We start from the raw sequence: 18,515 nt of genomic DNA on the forward strand, positions 1-18,515 counted from the left end.
GTTCAAGCCGGGCTTATGCGAGCCCAGCTTTTTCGTATACGCGCTTAAACGCCTGCTGAGATCGCGCCGCTAACGCTTCGGCGGTTTCCGCCGGCGGCTGTGGCGTCAAAATCTCCTGTGCCACGACCCCGGTATAGCCGATGCGGTGCAGCCCTTGCAGGAACGCCGTCAGGTCGATGACGCCCTCGCCCGGATACAGCCGGTCGTTGTCCAGCACCTCGGCGACCGGAACGTCCTTGGCGTCGTTGATATGGACATGAACGATCTGATCGGCGCGCAGCTTGGCGATGTCGGCCGCCGTCCCTCCCGTCGTATACCAGTGATAGGCGTCGAACAGCAGGCCGACATTGCTTTTGCCGATCGTATCGATCCACTCCAGCATACTCTCCGCATCCTGTAGAAATGGATGCTTCCAACGAGTGCGCAGATGGTGCGGACCGACGAATTCCAGTCCGAGCCGGATGCCGTACGCCTCCAAGATGTCCGCGCACAGGCGCAGCCGCCGGGTCGCGACGGCCATGAAGCGCGCGGCGTTCTCGTCTGTCGACGGCAGCACGTACGTGCAGCAGGCGGTTACGCCGAGCTTGCTGGCCGCAGCCGCTTCCGCTACGAGCCGGGGCAAGCCCTCCCGGAACGCATCCTCGGTTTGCCGCCACTCTGCGGCGAGTCCGATCGCGCCAATGCGCACTTGCTTTTCCTGCAAAAAGCTTCTCACTTTCTCCAAGCCAGCCGCCGCGATCCATTCTTCCAGCTCCTGGCCATGCGCGTCGACCGCGCCGAACCCGAAGCGGGAAGCCAGCTCTACAAAGTTGTTGATCGGCCCTGCCTCGCCGATGCCTGCTCTAGTCAATCCTTTGATCATCCGTTCTTCACTCCCCAGACAAGGTATACTCGCCCACATCATAAACCGCCGCTCCGCAGGCTGTCTACTCGGAAATCGCGACATGATTTTTGCCGGAAACCTACCATTTCCTGAAACCCGTACGAATATGGTATACTGTTGTATCGGACTATTTTTTAGCGCTTGAGGAGGAAAAACAATGTGCGGGATCACCGGCGTCATGTATTTTGAAGACCGCGAGCCTTCCCCGTCCATACTGAAAAGCATGACCGACTGTATCGTGCATCGGGGACCGGACGATTTTGGATTTTGGAGTGAGAACCGCATCGGACTCGGCTTCCGCCGGTTGTCCATCATCGATTTGCAGGAAGGCCATCAGCCGCTCGCCAATGAAGACGAAACGGTATGGATTGCGTTCAACGGCGAGATTTATAACTATAAATATTTGCGAAATACGCTTCAGGCGAAAGGACACCAATTCAAAACCCACTCGGACACCGAAGCCATCGTCCACCTGTACGAGGAGTACGGGGAGGAATGCGTGAAGCAGCTTCGCGGGATGTTCGGATTCGTCATCTGGGACCGCCGGAAAAAGCAGCTGTTCGGCGCGCGGGACCATTTCGGCATCAAGCCGTTCTATTACTACCACGACAACGGCCAATTCCTGTTCGGCTCGGAAATCAAAAGCATTCTGGCCGCCGGAGTCTCCCGGACGATCCACACGGAAAGTTTGCTGAACTACTTGACGTTCCAATACGTGCCGGAGCCGACGACGATGTTTCAAGGCATACATAAGCTGCCGCCGGGACATACCGTTACCGTATCGTATGACGGCGGGCTGTCGGTCAAGCGGTATTGGGACCCGATGCTGCAGCCGGAGGAGCGGCCGTTTGACGAATGCGTCGAGCGGATCCGCGAGGCGCTCAAAGATTCGGTCGTTCACCATATGCAGAGCGACGTGGAGCGGGGCTGCTTCCTATCCAGCGGCATCGACTCGACGGCGATTGCGGCGCATATGCGTCAGGTCGAATCGATCCGCACGTTCTCCGTCGGCTTCGAGGGGGCCAACAACGAGACCGTCATCGCGCGTCAGACTGCAGAGGCGCTAGGGACCGAGCATTACGACAAAATCATCACGAAGGAAGATTACTTCGGCACTCTGGCCAAAGCCGTCTGGCATCAGGACGAGCCGGTGGCCGACCCTTCGGCGATTGCGCTTTACCATGTGGCGCAGCTAGCACGCGAGCACGTGACGGTCGTGCTGTCCGGCGAAGGAGCGGACGAACTGTTCGGCGGGTACCGCATCTACTGCGAGCCGCAATCGCTTGCGCCGATCGAGCGGCTGCCGCACGGCGTGAAGCGGCTGCTGCACGCGCTGGCCCGGCTGCTGCCGGACGGCGTCTACGGCCGCAATTACGTGCTGCGCGGCACGACGCCACTGGAGCAGCGGTTCCTCGGCAACGCCAAAATTTTCACCGAAGACATGAAGGCCGAGATTGTGCGCGCCGACCGCGAGCTGCTGAGCCGGTACCGCAATCCGTTCGACATTGCCAAAACGTTTTACGATAAAAGCAAGCATCTGGACCCGGTGTCCCGGATGCAGTATATCGATATGAACTTGTGGATGCCCGGCGATATTCTGATGAAGGCGGACAAAATGACGATGGCGCATTCCATCGAGCTGCGCGTGCCGTTCCTCGATGTAGAGGTGTACGAGGTAACGCGCCGGATTCCGGCCAAATACCGGATTGCGGAAGGTACGACCAAATACGTATTCCGCAAAGCGATGGAAGGCATCATTCCGGATTTTATCTTGAACCGGCCGAAGCTCGGATTCCCGGTGCCGATGCGCGATTGGCTGAAGGGCCCGCAAGGAAACGTCGTAATGGAGCAGATCGCGGCAAGCGACATCGACAATTACATCCGGATGGACACGGTAAGGGCGATGCTTGGAAATCATCAGAGCGGCAAGGGCGATTACGCCCGGCGCATTTGGACGATTTATATGTTCGCGCTTTGGCATGCGGCCTACATGGATGAGCTGCCGGCCCGAACGCTAGCGCACGCTCAATAAGCTAAAGTCCGCACGGGAACGATTCCGGCCGCAGCCCGCGGCAGGTACGAGCCCCAAGGAACGGACGAAAAGGGAGAGAAGCGAACATGAGTCGGTTCAAAATGGTAGCGTTGGATCTGGACGGCACTTTGCTGACGGAAGAAAAGACGATCTCGGAGGAAAACCGTGCGGCTATTCTGGCGGCGCACGATGCCGGCGTAACGGTCATGTTTTCGACCGGGCGGGGCATACAGAACTGTCAGGCTTATGCAGAGGAGCTCGGTCTGAAGTCGCCGCTCGTCACCGTGAATGGCAGCGAAGTATGGAAAGCGCCGGGCGAGCTGCTTGAGCGCCATACGTTGGATACGGAGATGATCCGCCGCATGCATGCGCTCGCGGTTCATTACGATACCTGGTTCTGGGCCTATTGCGTCAAGGAAATCTACAACAAAGAGCACTGGCTGCCCGAAGCGGAGATCGATGCGCAGCAATGGCTGAAGTTCGGCTACTATATCGAAAACGAAGAAAGCCTCGCCGCCATCCGCCGGGAGCTGGACTCGTGGGATAGACTGGAAATTACAAATTCCCATCCGTTCAATATCGAGGTGAATCCGAAAGGAATCAGCAAGGCCAGCGGACTGAGACAAGTATGCGCCATGCTCGGCATCGAGATGTCGCAGGTGATCGCCATGGGCGACAGCTTGAACGACGTCGCCATGATCCGCGAAGCGGGACTCGGGGTGGCGATGGGGAACGCGCAGGAGGAGGTCAAGCGGCTGGCCGATGCGGTGACCGGGACGAACGAAGAACACGGGGTCGCTCAGATTATCAGGGAATATGCGCTGAAATAGCGGATCGTGCTATATCCGGCAAGGCAGGCATGACAGCTGAGAAGGGAGGCATCTATCTATGCTTATTGCCGCATGGATCATCGTCGTTGTTCTGTTTCTCGTCGGCATGGCCGGGGCGGTATACCCGGTGCTGCCGGGGGCGCTCGCGATTTATGCGGCGTTTTTCGTCTATGGCTTTATGGTCGGCTTCGAACCGCTCGGGGTCTGGTTCTGGCTCGTTCAAACGACGATCGTGGCCGTTCTGATGGTGGCCGACTATGCCGTCAGTGCGGTTGGCGTCAAAAAGTTCGGCGGCACGCGGGCATCCGTCATCGGCAGTACGATCGGGCTATTGATCGGCCCGTTTGTTATCCCGGTTGCAGGGCTGCTGATCGGCCCGTTTCTCGGCGCCGTCGTGGGCGAGCTGATCGTCGGAACGGAATTCCGCCAAGCGGTACGGGCAGGAATCGGAGCGTTGGTCGGCTTTTTCTCGGGGCTCGTCGTTAAACTCGTGCTGCAGCTTCTGATGATCGTGCTGTTTATCATCTGGGTCGTGTAAGGCATGAAGGGAAGAAGGGAACGTTTTGTCCAAAGATTCATTAGTCAAAGGAACGCTGATTCTAACCTTGGCGGCATTGGTCGCCCGGGCGCTCGGCGTGGTGCAGCGCATCCCGCTCGTTTATTTGCTCGGCGATATCGGCATGGCGGCCTATGGCATCGCCTTCAACCTGTACTCCGTGCTGCTCGTCGTCGCCACCGCAGGCATTCCGAGCGCGCTCAGCAAAATGATCTCCGAGAAGACCGCGCTCGGCCGGCATGCGGAGGCGGACCGGATCTACAAGGCAGCGCTGTGGTTCGCCGTTTGCGCAGGTGTGCTGATGACCGTGCTGCTGTACGCCGCGGCACCGTATTTTGCCGACAGCATCCTCAATCCGCAGGCGGCGCTGCCAATCCAGGCCATCGCACCGGCGCTGCTGCTGTTTCCGCTGATCGCCATCATGCGCGGCTACTTCCAGGGACGCCGGATGATGATGCCGAACGGCATATCGCAAATTATCGAACAGGTGTTCCGGGTCGTCACTTCGGTGGCGCTTGCCTATTTGCTGCTCAGCCACAGCTTTGACTATGCCGTCGCCGGGGCTTCGTTCGGCGGTGTGGTAGGCAGCATTGCGGCGGCGGCCGTGATGCTGTACTATGCGATGCGGCTGAAGCAAAGCGACCGCCGCGAACGGTCCGCGGAGGGCGCGGACGCAGCGGCAGAGAGCGCGGGCGCTGTGGCATCCAGCCAACCGCTGACGTTCAAAGCGATCTATGCGCAGCTGTTTAAGCTGTCCGTGCCGATCGTCATTTTTTCGATGACCGTTACGCTGATTTATACGATCGATTCGTCGATCGTCACCCTGCTGCTTAAAGATCGGCTCGGTGAGGAGGCGGCCCGGGAAATCCTCGGGATCTTGACCGGCCGGGCGCAATCGCTGGCAGGCATTCCGATCATTCTCGCTGTAGCGCTCAGCCAATCGGTCGTACCGATTATTTCGTCGGCGTATTCGCAAAGGGACATGAAGCAGGTATCGGATCAGACGGCCAAAGTATTGCAATTATCGATTCTTTCCGGTCTGCCGATGGTGCTGCTCATCAGTCTGGCGGCGAGCCCGATTAACGGATTTATTTTCGGAAATACGACCGGCTCGCCAGTTGTCGATACGTATGCCGCTCCGATCATCACCCTGCTCACCGTCAGCGCGATGTTCCAGATCGTCATGCAGACCTCGGGCGCGGTGCTGATGGGGATGGGCCGCATGAGGCCGCTTGTACTGAGCGTGATCCTGGGTATTGCAGTCAAGCTGGCAGGCAGCTATGCGCTGGCTCCGTACTGGGGCATCTACGGCATCATTGCCGCCACCGCTCTGTGCTTCATCGTGATGACTTGGCTCAACCTGGCGGTGCTGCGTTCCGCCGTGCCGTTCCGGGTGTTCGGCCTGCGCCGTTGGCTGTCGCTCGCAGTAACCACGGCGTTGATCTGCCTGATCGGCTATGGACTGGAGCAGCTCTGTGTTGCCTACATCCATCCGTTCGGCATCGAACGCTGGGACTATATGGTGCAAGCTCTGATCATCTGTGTGATCGCCGGCGCGGCTTACCCTGTCCTGCTCTTCCTGACGCGGGTCATGACACTGCACGATTTGCAGCATCTGCCCGGACCGCTCCGGAAGCTGGCGAAGCCGTTGCTCGCCCGTTTGGGCCGTACGACGCAGCAAGAAAAGCGCTAAGCGAAGCGTTAGCGCTCAGAGTGTTGAGAAAGTGAGCCTTTTACACAAATATAGAGAAGCATACGGAGGTGGGGTATCCACTGGAGAAGCGATAGCGGCCGCCTTTGTCTTCGGGAAATGTCCGCTACTAAGCGGCTTCCAATCAAAATTTCCCGATGACAACAGCGGTCGGAAGTGGATACCCCACCCCATCGTAACCTCTATAATCCCGTTTGGCCACTTCTCAACAAGCTCAGCGCTAAGAGAAGCGGCAGCGCTGACAGACGATTGTGAAAACAGCCCCGAACCTTCCAAGCAGATGATACTGCTGCGGAGGTTCGGGGCTGTTCGTCGTCCGGTAACGGCTTCTGAGAGCGCTAACATTTCAGTGTAGACCCTGCCGCTCCGGACTAACGTTTCGCCGCTCATGGCTGCTGACTTTTGTGCCGTACCGGGCCGGCATGACACCAGAGGGTCACGATCGGATCTTCGATACTGGAGTGCAGGTGATGGTCTTCTCCCGGCTCCACGACGATAATATCGCCTACGGCTACCGGATGGAACATCTGGTCGATCTCGATCGTCCCGCAGCCTTGCACGATCAGGAATGCTTCGCAATCCGTATGGACGTGATAGTCCCGGCCGTCCGGCCCGTCATTCGTGTGGCTGCGCTCGCCTGGCTTACTGAATGCCAGGCCGCCCGAGGATACGTAGGCGCCCGGCAGCACTTGATTCAAAATATGCCCTTCGCGGGCGTCCTGCAGCTCGCTCAAACGGTATCTTTTCATTCGCGGTCATCCCTCCGTTTTTTGGAAAAAGGGGTAATTCCGATTCCGTAATGATCATATCCGATTCGGGCTGCTACGGGTATTGAAGAATTTAAGAAAGACATGGAATCTTTTATGCTTTATTCGTAGGGAAGTTACGCGGAGAACCAGGCTTGCTCCAAGATCCGCGCCGCAGCGTCGATGTCTTCCTCGGATAGCCCGGCGAAGCCGAGCAGGATGACCGGGTCCGGCCCTTCGGGGACGGACTCGAAGCAATAGCCCGAGATGCCGTACACCTTGACGCCCGCTTCCTTCGCGCGCGATACTAGCTCTTCCTCGCTCAAGCCGTTACGCACCTTCAGGAGCAGGTGCAGGCCGGCGTTTTCCCCGATAATGTCGACCGGCTCGGGAAATCTGCGCACCGCCGCTACAAGCCGGTCTCGTTTTCTTTTGTAAATGCGGCGCATCTTGTTCAAGTGCTTCTCGAAATGCCCTTCCTTGATAAACCGGTACAGCACGTGCTGATCGATGCGCGAAACGGTCGAGGCATAAGAAATGTAATGCGTGCGGTACACCTCCAGAAGCCGGCCGGGCAGTACCATATAGCTGATGCGCAGCGAAGGAGACAGCGGCTTCGACAGCGTGCCGATATAGATGACTTTGGCGCTCGAATCCATCCCGTGCAGCGAAGGGATCGGCTTGCCGCTGTAGCGGAATTCGCTGTCGTAATCGTCCTCGATGATGTACCGGCCATCCTGCTCGTTGACCCATTGGAGCAGCCGCATCCGGCGGTTGACCGGCATGACCATGCCCATCGGGAACTGATGGGAGGGCGTCGTATACACGATGTTCGAGCGTCCGTCCGCAAGCCGCGCAACGTCGACGCCCTCTTCATCCAGCGGCAGCAGTTGAACGTCAATGCCGTAGCTTCGGAGAATGCGGTACATCCGGTAATACCCCGGATTCTCGACGGCGAACGAATTGTTCCGGCCCAAAATTTGCAGCAGCAGCTGAAACAGGCTCTCCGTCCCGGCGCCGACGATAATTTGCTCCGGGGTGCAGGACACTCCACGGGAGTAGTACAGATATTGGGAAATCGTGCTGCGAAGCCTCTCGTCTCCTTGCGGATGCCCGAGCTGCAGCAGCGACTTGTGCTCGGACTGAATCGTTTCTTTAGCCAGCTTCTTCCATATGGCAAAAGGGAACACGTCCAAATCGATACTGGTCGGCGAAAAATCGTACCGGGGAACGATGGCGTCCGTGTCCATTGAAGGCTTTCGCATGGCAGGTGCCGGCGGTTCCGCGCCGATCCGCAGCACCTCGTCCGTTTTGCTGACGAAAAATCCGCGCTTCGGGACCGCTTCGACGTAGCCTTCCGCCACCAACTGCTGATACGCGGTTTCCAGCGTATTTTGGCTGATGCGCAAATACCCGGCCAGCTTCCGCTTGGACGGCAGCCTCGTCCCGTAGGAAAGATGCCCCGACTCAATTTCCCGCTTAATGTGCATGTAGAGCTGATCGTATAAAGGCTGCTTGCGTCCCGGGTCCAAATGAACCGTGAACATGTCCATGAACGATGCCCCTTCCTCAAACTGACCTCATCATTTTATATAAAACTGAAGCTTATGATCCGTTCAAATAATGATTATAATCGAAAAAACACAGACAGGAAAGGACATAAGCAGCATGTTGAAAAAGTCGTATCGAGGAAGAAATCTTGGGCTGGCGCTTATCATTATCGGTGCCGGCTGCTGGGGATTGTCGTCCCCCATGATGGAATGGTTATTCTCCCATCAGAAAATGTCGTCCACGGCGCTTCTGCAATTCCGGTTCATGCTATCGGGCGTGATCCTGCTATTGATCGCCATGGGCAGAAAGCAGAATATATGGAAGGTTTGGACCGATCTTCGCATGGTCCTGTCTTTAATCATCTTTTCGGTCTGCGGGATCATGGTGCTGCAGTATGCGTTCATCAGCACTGTCGAAACGGGCAATGCCGTGACGGCTACCTTGTTTCAATTTTTGAGTCCGGCGGTCGTCATGATCGTGCTGGCGTTCAAGAAGCGGAAGCCGCCGACCTGGATCGAGACGGTGCTGGTTTCGCTCTGTATCATCGGGTTGTTTTTCATGGTCACGAACGGGTCTTTGGAAGGAATTTCTTTGTCGCCCAAAGCCGTCGGCTGGGGGCTTGCCACCGCTGCTGCGTTCGCCTTCTATACGTTGTTTCCGGTTCCGCTCATCCGCCGCTGGGGCGGCATGCTCGTGTTGGGCTGGGGGATGCTGATCGGCGGGATTGTGTTCAACGCGCTGCCTGTCTCGGGAGGCTTTTACTCGGCTGTGCAGGGCATGGATGCCATCTCCTGGATTCTCGTACTGTTTATCGTCTTGTTCGGCACGTGCCTAGCCTTTTTGTTTTATTTGGAAAGCCTTCATTACCTGGAGCCCGCCGAAACGAATACGCTGTCCGTCATGGAGCCGCTCGTGACGATCATCGTTTCGATGCTGTGGCTTGCGGAGCCGTTGAAGTTCTTTCAAATCATGGGCGGTCTGTTCATCGTCGCTTCGTCCGTTCTGCTTTCCGTCAAGCCTTGGGACAAGAGGGGGCGAGGCGGGGAGAGAACAGCAAGTGAAGGGTTATAGCCGGTTGTTGGGGTGGCAAGCCTAAAAAAATACAGTCTCTTCCAAAACGAATCCATCCTCCCTTGTCCGAACATGTAGTATGATGAAGAGATCAAGGGAAAGGGGAGATCCGTCATGACCGCGCGGGAAACGTGGATTGCGGAAGTCGAAGGCATCGAGACGCTGGATACGCATACCCATTTGATCGGGGACAAGCTGTGTGCACAGAGCTTCTGGGATATCGCCCATTATTTCTGGTTGAACCGGGAAATGCAGGCGGGCGGATATCCCGCCGACGCGGCGGAGCTGCCGGAGAAGGAACGCATTGAAGCGTTTATGAAGGCGTACCGCGCCACGCGGAATACGCTGATGAATTGGACCGTCACACATATCTTCAAGCAGCTGTACGGGATTGAGCTCCGCGACGAGCGCTCCGTCTACGAAGCGGATGAGGCGGTCCGGGCTTCGTCTCAAAAGGCAGGCTGGGCGCAGCAGGTGGCGGACAAGCTGAATGTCCGCGCTTTCGTGGTCAATCACCCGGACCATGCGAAGTTTGTCGGCATGAAGCGCGACGCGATTTTGCTCCCGCGGATCGACGGCAAGCTGCCGCAGTGGACCCAGGCCATCGCGGCGTCGGCACAGCCGGAGGAAGCGTACGAAGAGGCGAGACAAACCATAGACGAGTTGTTCGCATCGTACCGGGAGCGGGGATGCCCGGGCGTCATGACAACGCTGCCCGCTTTTGAGGCCAGCGCCAACCGCTCGTATTCGTTGAAAGTCAATGCGACGGAGGACCAGATCCTGATGATGCTTATGCATGCGGTGTGCGAAGCGGCCGAGCGTCACGGGCTGATGGTGCAAATCTTCGTAGGCGTGGAACGGTCCTGGTGCGGTACCGCAACCCCGGTAAACGATCCGCTTAAGATCGTCAAGCTGTCCGGCTTGTTCGAGCGATATGCCGTTCCGTTCGAGTTGGTGGTCGCTTCGGAGCTGAACAACCTGGACATCGTCCAAGCGGCGTGGAATTTCCCCAATGTGCACACGGGCGGGCAGTGGTGGTTCAATTTCCGCGCCAGCACGTACCGCGATGCGATGCAGTATCGGCTGGAGGCGCTGCCTGCGCTTAAAAGCTCACTTATCGTCTCCGACGCGCGCTGCATCGAATGGAGCTACGGCAAAATCGCGCTCGTCAAACGGCTGATGGCCGAGTTCCTCTTCGAGCAGACGGAGCGGGGCTGGATCGACCGCGAGACGGCGCTGCAGGTCGCCAGAGGCTGGCTCTACGAGAGCGCGGCGCAGCGTTACGGCTTCCGGGAGCAGTAAGCGCGCCCGACGGAGCCTGCCCGTTAAACGATCAGATCGCTGGCGAGCACGGCGAGTTCGATTTTTTTCAGTCCGATACCGCAGTCCTGCGTCATTTCGAAGGAGAACGGCGCGCTGATTTCCGTAAAATAGTCGAGGACGGACAGGTCGCGGAACCAATCCCCGGGGACGGGCGGTTCGACGTCCCTGTCCTTCCATGCATCCGTCAGCACCGGACTGTACAGCGGGACCGCGCCGGGCCGCAGCTTGCAGCCGTCAAGCCGCTCCAGCAGCTGGCCGCGGGGCCGGGGCGGCTCCTTGCGCACGAGTGCAAACAGGTGCGGCCAGTAATCCGCGCGGGAGCCGCTGTGACGGCGTCCGCAGGCGAATGCCTGAGCGCCATCGGCTACCGCACGTATCCCGAATAGAATGGCGTACAGCTTTTTTCCGACCTCGATGCGCTCGCGCACGCTGCTGAAGTTTTCCAGAATCAGACCTGCGAGCCGTATACGTTCGCCTTGAACATATGGAAACACGACCTGGTTCAGCTGAAGCAGCGTCTGCGTCTGAAAAAACAACGTGTCGAGCACGGTGCTTTGAAACGAAGGATGACGGACGACGCGCTCCTCAATATAATGCTGCTCGTTCACGATGAGCGCGACGGTGAGCAGCCCGGATTCCCGCTCGACCCAGAAGCGTTCCCAGACCGGGCGCATGAAGCGCGAGACGCCGAGCCGGGGAAGCAGATGAAACAGCGGACGTTTCATCTGCAAGCTGGCCCGGTACAGCAAAAGCTGCGGGTAAGCGTCCCGGAAGATGAGCGCATTGGCCCTTTCCAAAAAAGCGAAGACGTTCTCGCACTGCTCTTCGTTCAGCAGAAACGGCAGCATATCTCCCCGCAGATCCGTCATGCTCCAGCCCCCGTTGCGCGATACCATATGCGCCAGAAACGCCCAATGCAGCTCCGGATGCTCCCGGTACATATGCAAATAAGCCGCGGTACGCGTTACGTTGTTGCGGATATGCACGTCCCGCTCACGTATGATGCGCTCCAGCAGCTCCTGCTCCTCTTCTTTGGCCTCAGGCCCGGTCTCCGGGGTTACTTTTGCCGGCTCCGCGTTCCCTTCCTGCAGTGCGAGCTTCCATTCCAGCCGCTTGCGCAGCGCTTCGATCGAAAGCGGATCAATCGGAATGCGATGCGCTGCGGCCAGCAGCTTTTTTTCATGCGCTACCGTTTGCGCTTTTCCTTTGATCCACTCTACCGCTTCTTGTGGCAAATCCGCCAGCTTATGGAGCAGATCGATGCCGTTCCAACGGTATTTTCCCCGGTTCATGGTCTGAGACCTCCCGCCTCAAAAAAGGATTTTCCAAACTGCCGTCGTATAATTCCATATGCAAGTGCGCAACGTTCTGCCATTTATTTCGTATAAGACGGTAGGTTGCATGCATTATAGTACATATTTTTTAGGAGGTTCCCGATGAGAACTAAACATTGGAACGCCATGCTCAGCCTTGTGCTGGTCGGCATCCTGATCCTGCTCGCCGGCTGCCAACCGGTCGGCAATGTCGACGTAGGCAAAGCGATGGCCGGAAGCTTGGCCGTCAAATCTTCGGAAGGCAAGCAAACGGTGACGCTTGAGCTGACGCCGGACCCGGGGGTCACGATGTCGCCGGAGGGCAAGCGGGCTTTCGATCTGTTCAGCAAGGTGAAGATCGACATTACCGAGATGAAAATGCAAGATCAGCTGCATACGTCTTTGAAAGGTGCCTTCGAGTATCAGAAGGGCCGCGTACCGTTCGAGCTGGTCATGTCTGACATGAATTACACGCTCAAAATCGAAGGCGCGAAAAAGCCGATCGTGATCCGCAACAGCGCGACGGCGATGAACGGCTCCGCTGCCGAGCTTCCGAAGGAAGTGCAGGAGCAGCTCCAGCAGCTTAGCAAGAAGGCGGTCGAAGCGATGCCTTCGCTCACGTCGTTCTTCACCCGCAACTTCCCGAACCCGAGCAAAATTACGGCTGCGGAAGTGAACGAAACCGTAAACGGCGAAGCGCTGACCCTGCAAAAGGTTCATGCCGAAGTCTACGGCAACGAGCTGCTTGGCTTGGTGAAAGGCTTCTTGACGAATGTGCTTGCCGACGATCAAGGCCTGAAGGACTTTATCGGCGTGCTGTACGATCTGTACGTGCCGATTCTGAAGGAAGTCACCAAGGAAGCCGGCAAGGATGCTGCCAATTCGATGAACGACCCGCTTACGCCTTATTTGAACAATAAAGCGCTGGCTGTAGAATTCATTCATACGTTCGTTAAAACCCATTTGGAGCAAATGCTCAAGGATTTCGACGCGTCGGTCGACGCGATGGGTCCGGAAGCCAAAGCTTGGCTGAACGACAATCAATCGCTTAAGATGGACCTGTATGTAGACAAAGATTACGTAACCCGCAAATCGAACACGGAAATTGGCTTTACCCTTCCGCAAGGCAAGGGAGACGGCTTGAAAAGCGTCAAAATCACGTCGGTCTATGAAGTGTGGAACGTGAATAAGCCGGTACAGGCGGCTACGATTGATACCGCCGGCGGCGTTATCGAAATGAACGGTGCGGACGGCCGCATGACGGCAAGCAAATTCGTCGCATCGCTTGATCCGAACTCCCAGCTGTATAAGCTGCTTAAAGACGAACTTGGCGTAACGAAGAAAAATATCAGCATGATCGTTGGCGAAGACAAAGAGCTTACTTTCGGTACGCTCCCGTATAACGACAACGGAACGATCATGGTTCCGGCGCGTTTCGTCGTCGAGGAACTGGATGCCGATGTGAAGTGGGATGAGGCCACCAAGCAAGTCAAAGTGACCGATCCGCTCAGCGGCGCCGTGCTCGTATTAACGATCGGCAGCGACGAAGCTACCGTTAACGGAAAAACCGTGAAGCTGGAGAAGCCGGCCGTACTCGTAGATGGCGTTACTTATGTTCCTGTTCGCGTCGTTTCCGAAGGCCTCGGAGCGAAAGTAGGCTGGGAGCAAGAAACGCAAACCGTTAAAATTACCCGTGATTAATTTGGCTTTATCCTTAATATGTGCTTGAACGGCCGGACTATTCCGGCCTTGGAAGCAGAAAACAGCCTCCCATCCGACTCCGCCTCGGAAAGATGGGGGGCTGTTTCTTTTTTTCGTATAACGGGGATCAGGCTTAATCCTGTGTTGTTGAATCGGAAGGCGGGGCTTTCGTCTCCGTTCCCGGTCCGAGCGGCCGGGGGGAGGGCAGCCGACCGGCTCGAGCGGCCGTCTCGCGCAGCAGATATTCGATGTGGCTGTTGACGCTGCGGAATTCGTCGGCCGCCCATTTTTCCAGCACTTCGTACAGCTTCGGATCAAGCCGCAGCGGGAAATTTTTTTTGCCGGCCATGGCGGACCGTCAGTACAAGCTTCCCGTATTGATGACCGGATTGGCGGAACGGTCCGACACGATGGCGACGAGCAGATTGTTGATCATGGCGGCTTTGCGTTCTTCGTCAAGCTCGATGACGCCTTCTTGCTGCAATTGCGCGATAGCCAGCTGCACCATACCGACAGCACCTTCTACAATTTTGGTGCGCGCGGCGATGATAGCCGTTGCCTGTTGACGCTGCAGCATGGCGCTGGCGATCTCCGTGGAATAAGCCAGATGTGTCAAGCGTGCTTCAAGGACTTCGACGCCGGCCACCGACAGCCGGTCTTGCAGCTCGCGGCTCAGCTCTTGGGCAACCTCTTCGGAATTGCCGCGCAAGGAGTAGCCGTTCTCGTAGGAATCGTATGGATATTTGTTGGCTACGTGCCGCAGCGCGGTTTCGCTTTGGATCTCAACGAATTGCTCGTAGTTGTCGACATCGAAGCTGGCTTTGGCCGAATCGACGACACGGAAGACGACGACGGCGGCGATCTCAATCGGATTACCGTCGATGTCGTTCACCTTTAACTTGGCGCTGTTGAAGTTGCGGACGCGCAGCGATACCTTTTTACGGCTGGAGAACGGAACCGTTACCCACATGCCGCTCTCGCGCAGCGTTCCGGCGTAACTGCCGAAGAACGTCACGACCATCGCCTGATTCGGTTGAATGACCGTCAATGAAGATAATGGCAGTACCGACAAGACGATCAGGATAATGCCCAGAGCGGGAGAAGTTTCGGTAATCAGCAGGAAAAGTCCTCCTCCGACCAGCGCAAGCACCAGCAGCAGCCCGACAAATCCGTTCATCACCCATGCTTTTCTTTCCTTCATCGCAAGCACTCCTTTTGTTTGAGGGTGTTATATTGTTTTGATATTTTTATGATATCACTTTTAGTAATAATTGTAAAGTAGGATAAAGTGGAAATTTAATTTATATAGTTAAAATGGCCCCGCCTGCGCAAGATTGACAGAAGCTGCTCCGAGTGCTATAAGTGGGGTAAGCGAAAGAAATAGCGCAAAAACGATGACCGAAGGCGGTGCTTTCCGTGGAACAAGTGACAACCGAACAACGATTTAGAGAAATAATCGCCGGCTCCAAGCCGACCGTTGCCGTTTTCAAAACGACTTGGTGCAAGGATTGCCATTTCATCGATCCGTTCATGCCTCAAGTGGAGGAAGCGTACCAAGATCGCCTGAACTTCATTCATATTGACCGCGACGATTTGCCGGACCTTTGCTCGGAATTGAACATTTTGGGCATCCCGAGCTTTATCGCGTTCCGCGACGGTCAAGAGCTTGTTCGTTTCGTCAGCAAGCTGCGCAAAACGCGCGACGAGATCGAGCAATTCCTGGACCGCGCGCTGGAAGTATCGAACGCCTTGCAGAAGTAACAGTCACAGAGGGCCAAAGCTCAAAAGCCCGCCGGAAACCGTTCCGGCCGGGCTTTTGTTCGTTGAAGAGGGCGATGCGGAGGTTTCGCCCGGTTTCAAGGCTTTGTAACATTTCTGCATGGATTTAGGTACTTTTTATCGCTATAATAAGGGTTGGACGTTCGCTTTTGTCTAATGTTGTCGACAAATGATTATAGACGTATTTTATAGAAGAAGCGGGTGAATGTTACGCATGAACATACAACGTTGGCTTAAACGCTTATCTTTTGCGAGCATGGCCGGCATGTTTTTGATCTTGCTGATGGGCGCGCTGGTGACGAAAACGGAATCGGGCCGGGGCTGCGGGGACGATTGGCCGCTGTGCAACGGAAAGTTCATTCCGGCTTATACGATCGAGTCGTTGATTGAGTACAGCCACCGCTTTGTGGTCGGTATTGTGGGGATGATTTTGCTCGCTACGACGATTCTGGTGATGCTGTACAGCCATCGCAAGGATGCCAAATGGTACGTAGGCGGGGCAATGGCGTTCACGGTGCTGCAAGCGATCCTTGGTGCCATGGCCGTCGTATGGCCGCAATCCGGCCCGGTGCTTGCGCTGCACTTCGGCTTCTCGCTGCTGTCGTTTGCCTTTACGCTGCTGCTGTACCTGGTATTCACGAAATTCGGAGACGCGATGCACCGCGGCGACGGAACGAGGATGACCAAAGGCGTGCGAATCGCTATCTGGGGCATTTTGATCTACTCTTATGTCGTCGTTTATTTGGGAGCCTATGTCCGGCATAGCGAATCGACCGGCGGCTGTATCGACTGGCCATTGTGCAACGGACAAGTCATTCCGGAGCTGAGCGGGGCGACCGGCATTGTCTTCATGCACCGCGTGGCGGCTGCGGTATTGGGGATCGCTATTCTGGTTCTATTCCTCGTTGTTCGGATGCAGGCGCATACGGACAGTGCGATTTATCGGGCGACCCGCTTATCGTTGGTGCTTATCATCCTGCAAATCTTAAGCGGCGGCTTTGTTACGCTGGCCATGGGATACGACATTTACCTGCTCGCCAGCATGCTGCATGCGCTGCTGATTTCCTGCTTGTTCGGCATCCTATGTTACTTGGGGATAACGTCTCTGCACGCGGCAGAGGGGAAGGTACAGGCTTACGCGGCTCCTCGGCTGCCGTAAGCCTCTCTTATTACTATACGTCCTATCCGGGGGCATCTAGCAATGATCTATTTCACTTCGTGGGATGAAAGAAGGGAGACGCTCGGCCATGAGATTCGAAAATTTACGCAGCTTTCTTGAAGCGCTTCGTAAGGAAAATCAATTAAAAGTCATCTCCGCGCCGGTCGATCCGAATCTGGAGCTTGCCGAAATTCACCGCAGGGTCATCGACGAGCAAGGGCCTGCGCTGCTGTTTACTAATGTAAAAGGCGCTTCTTTCCCGGTCGTAACGAATCTGTTCGGCACAAGCCGGAGGGTAGACCTCGCGTTCGGGCCGCGTCCCGAGCAGCTGATGAAGGATATTATCGCGGCGAAGGATACGCTGCTTCCGCCAACGCCGAAGGCGGTCTGGGACCAGCGGCAGCTTCTTCTGGACCTGCTCAAAGTCGGGACCAAAAACGTGTCCTCCGACGCCGCTCCGGTGCTGCAGCAGTGCAAGACCGAGGCGCCGCTTGCCGGGCTTCCCGTATTGACGAGCTGGCAGGAAGACGGAGGGCCGTTCGTCACGCTGCCGCTTGTATATACCGAGCATCCGGAGAATGGTCATCATAACTTGGGCATGTACCGGATGCAGGTATATGACGACCGGACAACGGGCATGCACTGGCAAATTCATAAGGGCGGAGGCTTCCATTACCACGAAGCGGAGAAGCGCGGACAAGCGCTGCCGGTGACGGTCTTTCTCGGCGGACCGCCGGCCTTGATCGCGTCCGCAATCGCGCCGGTGCCCGAGCATCTGCCGGAGCTGCTGTTGACCTCGCTGATTATGGGGCAAAAGCTTCCGCTTGTGGCTGATCCGAACGGTGGACATCGTCTCGTCGCCGAGGCGGAATTTGCGATTCGCGGCTCGGTAGCGCCGCATGTGCGCCGTCCCGAAGGTCCGTTCGGCGATCATTACGGCTATTATTCGCTGACTCACGATTTTCCGGTGTTCAACGTGAGCCATATGTGGCACCGCAAGGACGCCATCTATCCGGCTACGATTGTCGGCAAGCCGAGACAAGAGGATTACTATCTCGGAGAGTTTCTACAAAAGCTGCTGTCGCCAGCCTTCCCGATGGCGATGCCGGGTGTTAAAGACCTGTGGACGTACGCCGAAACCGGCTTTCATGCGCTTGCTGCGGCGATTGTCCGCGAGAGTTACAGCCGCGAAGCGATCGTCTCGGCGTTCCGTATTCTCGGCGAGGGTCAGCTGTCGCTGACGAAGTTTTTGATGGTGACGGATCGGGAGTTGGACCTGGAACGTTTCCCAACGCTGCTGGAGACGGTGCTGGAGCGATTCGATCCGCTGCAGGATTTGTACGTATTTGGCAATACGTCGCACGACACGCTCGATTATACCGGCGACCGGCTTAACCACGGGAGCAAAGCGGTGCTGGTCGGCGTCGGCGAGCCGAAGCGGGAGCTGCCGGCCGTCTATATGGGCGGGGAGCTGCCGGGCATTTCGGCTGCCGCCGTCTACTGCCGCGGCTGTCTCGTCGTCTCCGGTGCCTCCTATGCGGACGACCCCGGATTGGCTAACCGGTTGGTGGAGGAGGCGGGAGATCGTCTGGCTCAATGGCCGCTTGTCATCGTCGCGGACGAGACGTCTATTGCCGGCGACCAGACGGCGTTTCTGTGGACGGTGTTCACCCGCTTCAACCCGGCGGCCGATATTTACGCGCGTACGCAGGTCAAGCGCCATCATATCGGCTACGAGCTACCGCTGGTGATCGATGCCCGGATGAAGCCCGGTTACCCCGACGAGCTTTTCCCGCGGGAAGATATCGTGAAACTGGTTGATTCCCGCTGGAGCGAATATTTTGCTTAATTTCATGAACG

16 protein-coding genes are annotated in these 18,515 nt (G+C 56.9%); 10 read left to right on the forward strand and 6 right to left on the reverse strand.

What is annotated here, in order from left to right; all coding sequences use genetic code 11:
• Nucleotides 1-13: 13 nt before the first annotated feature.
• Complete coding sequence (locus NI000_RS09810) at nt 14-862, reverse strand: sugar phosphate isomerase/epimerase family protein (protein ID WP_253409988.1); 849 nt, start codon at nt 860-862, stop codon at nt 14-16.
• Nucleotides 863-1,040: 178 nt separating this feature from the next.
• On the opposite strand from NI000_RS09810, the gene asnB reads away from it, so the two are divergent.
• The 4 genes from asnB to NI000_RS09830 all read left to right on the forward strand — a co-directional run bounded on the left by asnB (nt 1,041) and on the right by NI000_RS09830 (nt 5,994).
• Nucleotides 1,041-2,915 (forward strand): asparagine synthase (glutamine-hydrolyzing), encoded by a 1,875-nt coding sequence (gene asnB / locus NI000_RS09815; protein ID WP_253409990.1) that lies wholly within the window; start codon nt 1,041-1,043, stop codon nt 2,913-2,915.
• Nucleotides 2,916-3,001: 86 nt separating this feature from the next.
• Nucleotides 3,002-3,745: a Cof-type HAD-IIB family hydrolase gene (locus tag NI000_RS09820; protein ID WP_253409992.1), complete on the forward strand. Its 744-nt coding sequence runs from the start codon at nt 3,002-3,004 to the stop codon at nt 3,743-3,745.
• Nucleotides 3,746-3,803: 58 nt separating this feature from the next.
• Nucleotides 3,804-4,283, forward strand: coding sequence for a DUF456 domain-containing protein (locus NI000_RS09825; RefSeq protein WP_253409994.1), 480 nt, complete (start codon nt 3,804-3,806; stop codon nt 4,281-4,283).
• Nucleotides 4,284-4,308: 25 nt separating this feature from the next.
• Nucleotides 4,309-5,994 (forward strand): putative polysaccharide biosynthesis protein, encoded by a 1,686-nt coding sequence (locus tag NI000_RS09830; RefSeq protein WP_253409996.1) that lies wholly within the window; start codon nt 4,309-4,311, stop codon nt 5,992-5,994.
• 404 nt (nt 5,995-6,398) lie between these two features.
• On the opposite strand, the gene NI000_RS09835 is transcribed toward NI000_RS09830, so the two are convergent.
• Both NI000_RS09835 and pdxR read right to left on the reverse strand, forming a co-directional pair.
• Nucleotides 6,399-6,761 (reverse strand): cupin domain-containing protein, encoded by a 363-nt coding sequence (locus tag NI000_RS09835; RefSeq protein WP_253409997.1) that lies wholly within the window; start codon nt 6,759-6,761, stop codon nt 6,399-6,401.
• A 134-nt stretch (nt 6,762-6,895) separates the two neighbouring features.
• Nucleotides 6,896-8,311: a MocR-like pyridoxine biosynthesis transcription factor PdxR gene (gene pdxR / locus NI000_RS09840; protein WP_253409999.1), complete on the reverse strand. Its 1,416-nt coding sequence runs from the start codon at nt 8,309-8,311 to the stop codon at nt 6,896-6,898.
• A 115-nt stretch (nt 8,312-8,426) separates the two neighbouring features.
• Between pdxR and NI000_RS09845 the strand changes: the two genes are divergently transcribed.
• Together NI000_RS09845 and NI000_RS09850 are read left to right on the forward strand one after the other, a co-directional pair.
• On the forward strand, nt 8,427-9,380 hold the full coding sequence (locus tag NI000_RS09845; RefSeq protein ID WP_253410002.1) for a DMT family transporter: 954 nt from the start codon (nt 8,427-8,429) through the stop codon (nt 9,378-9,380).
• Nucleotides 9,381-9,494: 114 nt separating this feature from the next.
• Complete coding sequence (locus NI000_RS09850; protein WP_253410004.1) at nt 9,495-10,682, forward strand: glucuronate isomerase; 1,188 nt, start codon at nt 9,495-9,497, stop codon at nt 10,680-10,682.
• A 23-nt stretch (nt 10,683-10,705) separates the two neighbouring features.
• Here NI000_RS09850 and NI000_RS09855 read toward each other — a convergent pair whose 3' ends face one another.
• On the reverse strand, nt 10,706-11,995 hold the full coding sequence (locus NI000_RS09855) for a DUF2515 domain-containing protein (protein ID WP_253410005.1): 1,290 nt from the start codon (nt 11,993-11,995) through the stop codon (nt 10,706-10,708).
• Nucleotides 11,996-12,139: 144 nt separating this feature from the next.
• On the opposite strand from NI000_RS09855, the gene NI000_RS09860 reads away from it, so the two are divergent.
• Nucleotides 12,140-13,717 (forward strand): copper amine oxidase N-terminal domain-containing protein, encoded by a 1,578-nt coding sequence (locus tag NI000_RS09860; protein ID WP_253410007.1) that lies wholly within the window; start codon nt 12,140-12,142, stop codon nt 13,715-13,717.
• A gap of 133 nt (nt 13,718-13,850) precedes the next feature.
• Here NI000_RS09860 and NI000_RS09865 read toward each other — a convergent pair whose 3' ends face one another.
• Nucleotides 13,851-14,066, reverse strand: coding sequence for a hypothetical protein (locus NI000_RS09865; protein WP_253410009.1), 216 nt, complete (start codon nt 14,064-14,066; stop codon nt 13,851-13,853).
• A gap of 9 nt (nt 14,067-14,075) precedes the next feature.
• Nucleotides 14,076-14,918: an SPFH domain-containing protein gene (locus tag NI000_RS09870; protein WP_253410011.1), complete on the reverse strand. Its 843-nt coding sequence runs from the start codon at nt 14,916-14,918 to the stop codon at nt 14,076-14,078.
• Between the two features lie 215 nt (nt 14,919-15,133).
• Between NI000_RS09870 and NI000_RS09875 the strand changes: the two genes are divergently transcribed.
• The 3 genes from NI000_RS09875 to NI000_RS09885 all read left to right on the forward strand — a co-directional run bounded on the left by NI000_RS09875 (nt 15,134) and on the right by NI000_RS09885 (nt 18,504).
• Complete coding sequence (locus NI000_RS09875; protein WP_253410013.1) at nt 15,134-15,478, forward strand: thioredoxin family protein; 345 nt, start codon at nt 15,134-15,136, stop codon at nt 15,476-15,478.
• Between the two features lie 223 nt (nt 15,479-15,701).
• Nucleotides 15,702-16,655 (forward strand): COX15/CtaA family protein, encoded by a 954-nt coding sequence (locus NI000_RS09880; RefSeq protein ID WP_253410015.1) that lies wholly within the window; start codon nt 15,702-15,704, stop codon nt 16,653-16,655.
• Nucleotides 16,656-16,743: 88 nt separating this feature from the next.
• Nucleotides 16,744-18,504 carry a UbiD family decarboxylase gene (locus tag NI000_RS09885; RefSeq protein WP_253410017.1) on the forward strand — a complete coding sequence of 587 codons (1,761 nt, stop codon included), beginning with the start codon at nt 16,744-16,746 and terminating at the stop codon, nt 18,502-18,504.
• The last annotated feature ends 11 nt before the right edge of the window (nt 18,505-18,515 follow it).

Source organism: Paenibacillus tyrphae, from assembly GCF_024158745.1.
Taxonomy (GTDB): domain Bacteria; phylum Bacillota; class Bacilli; order Paenibacillales; family NBRC-103111; genus Paenibacillus_G; species Paenibacillus_G tyrfis_A.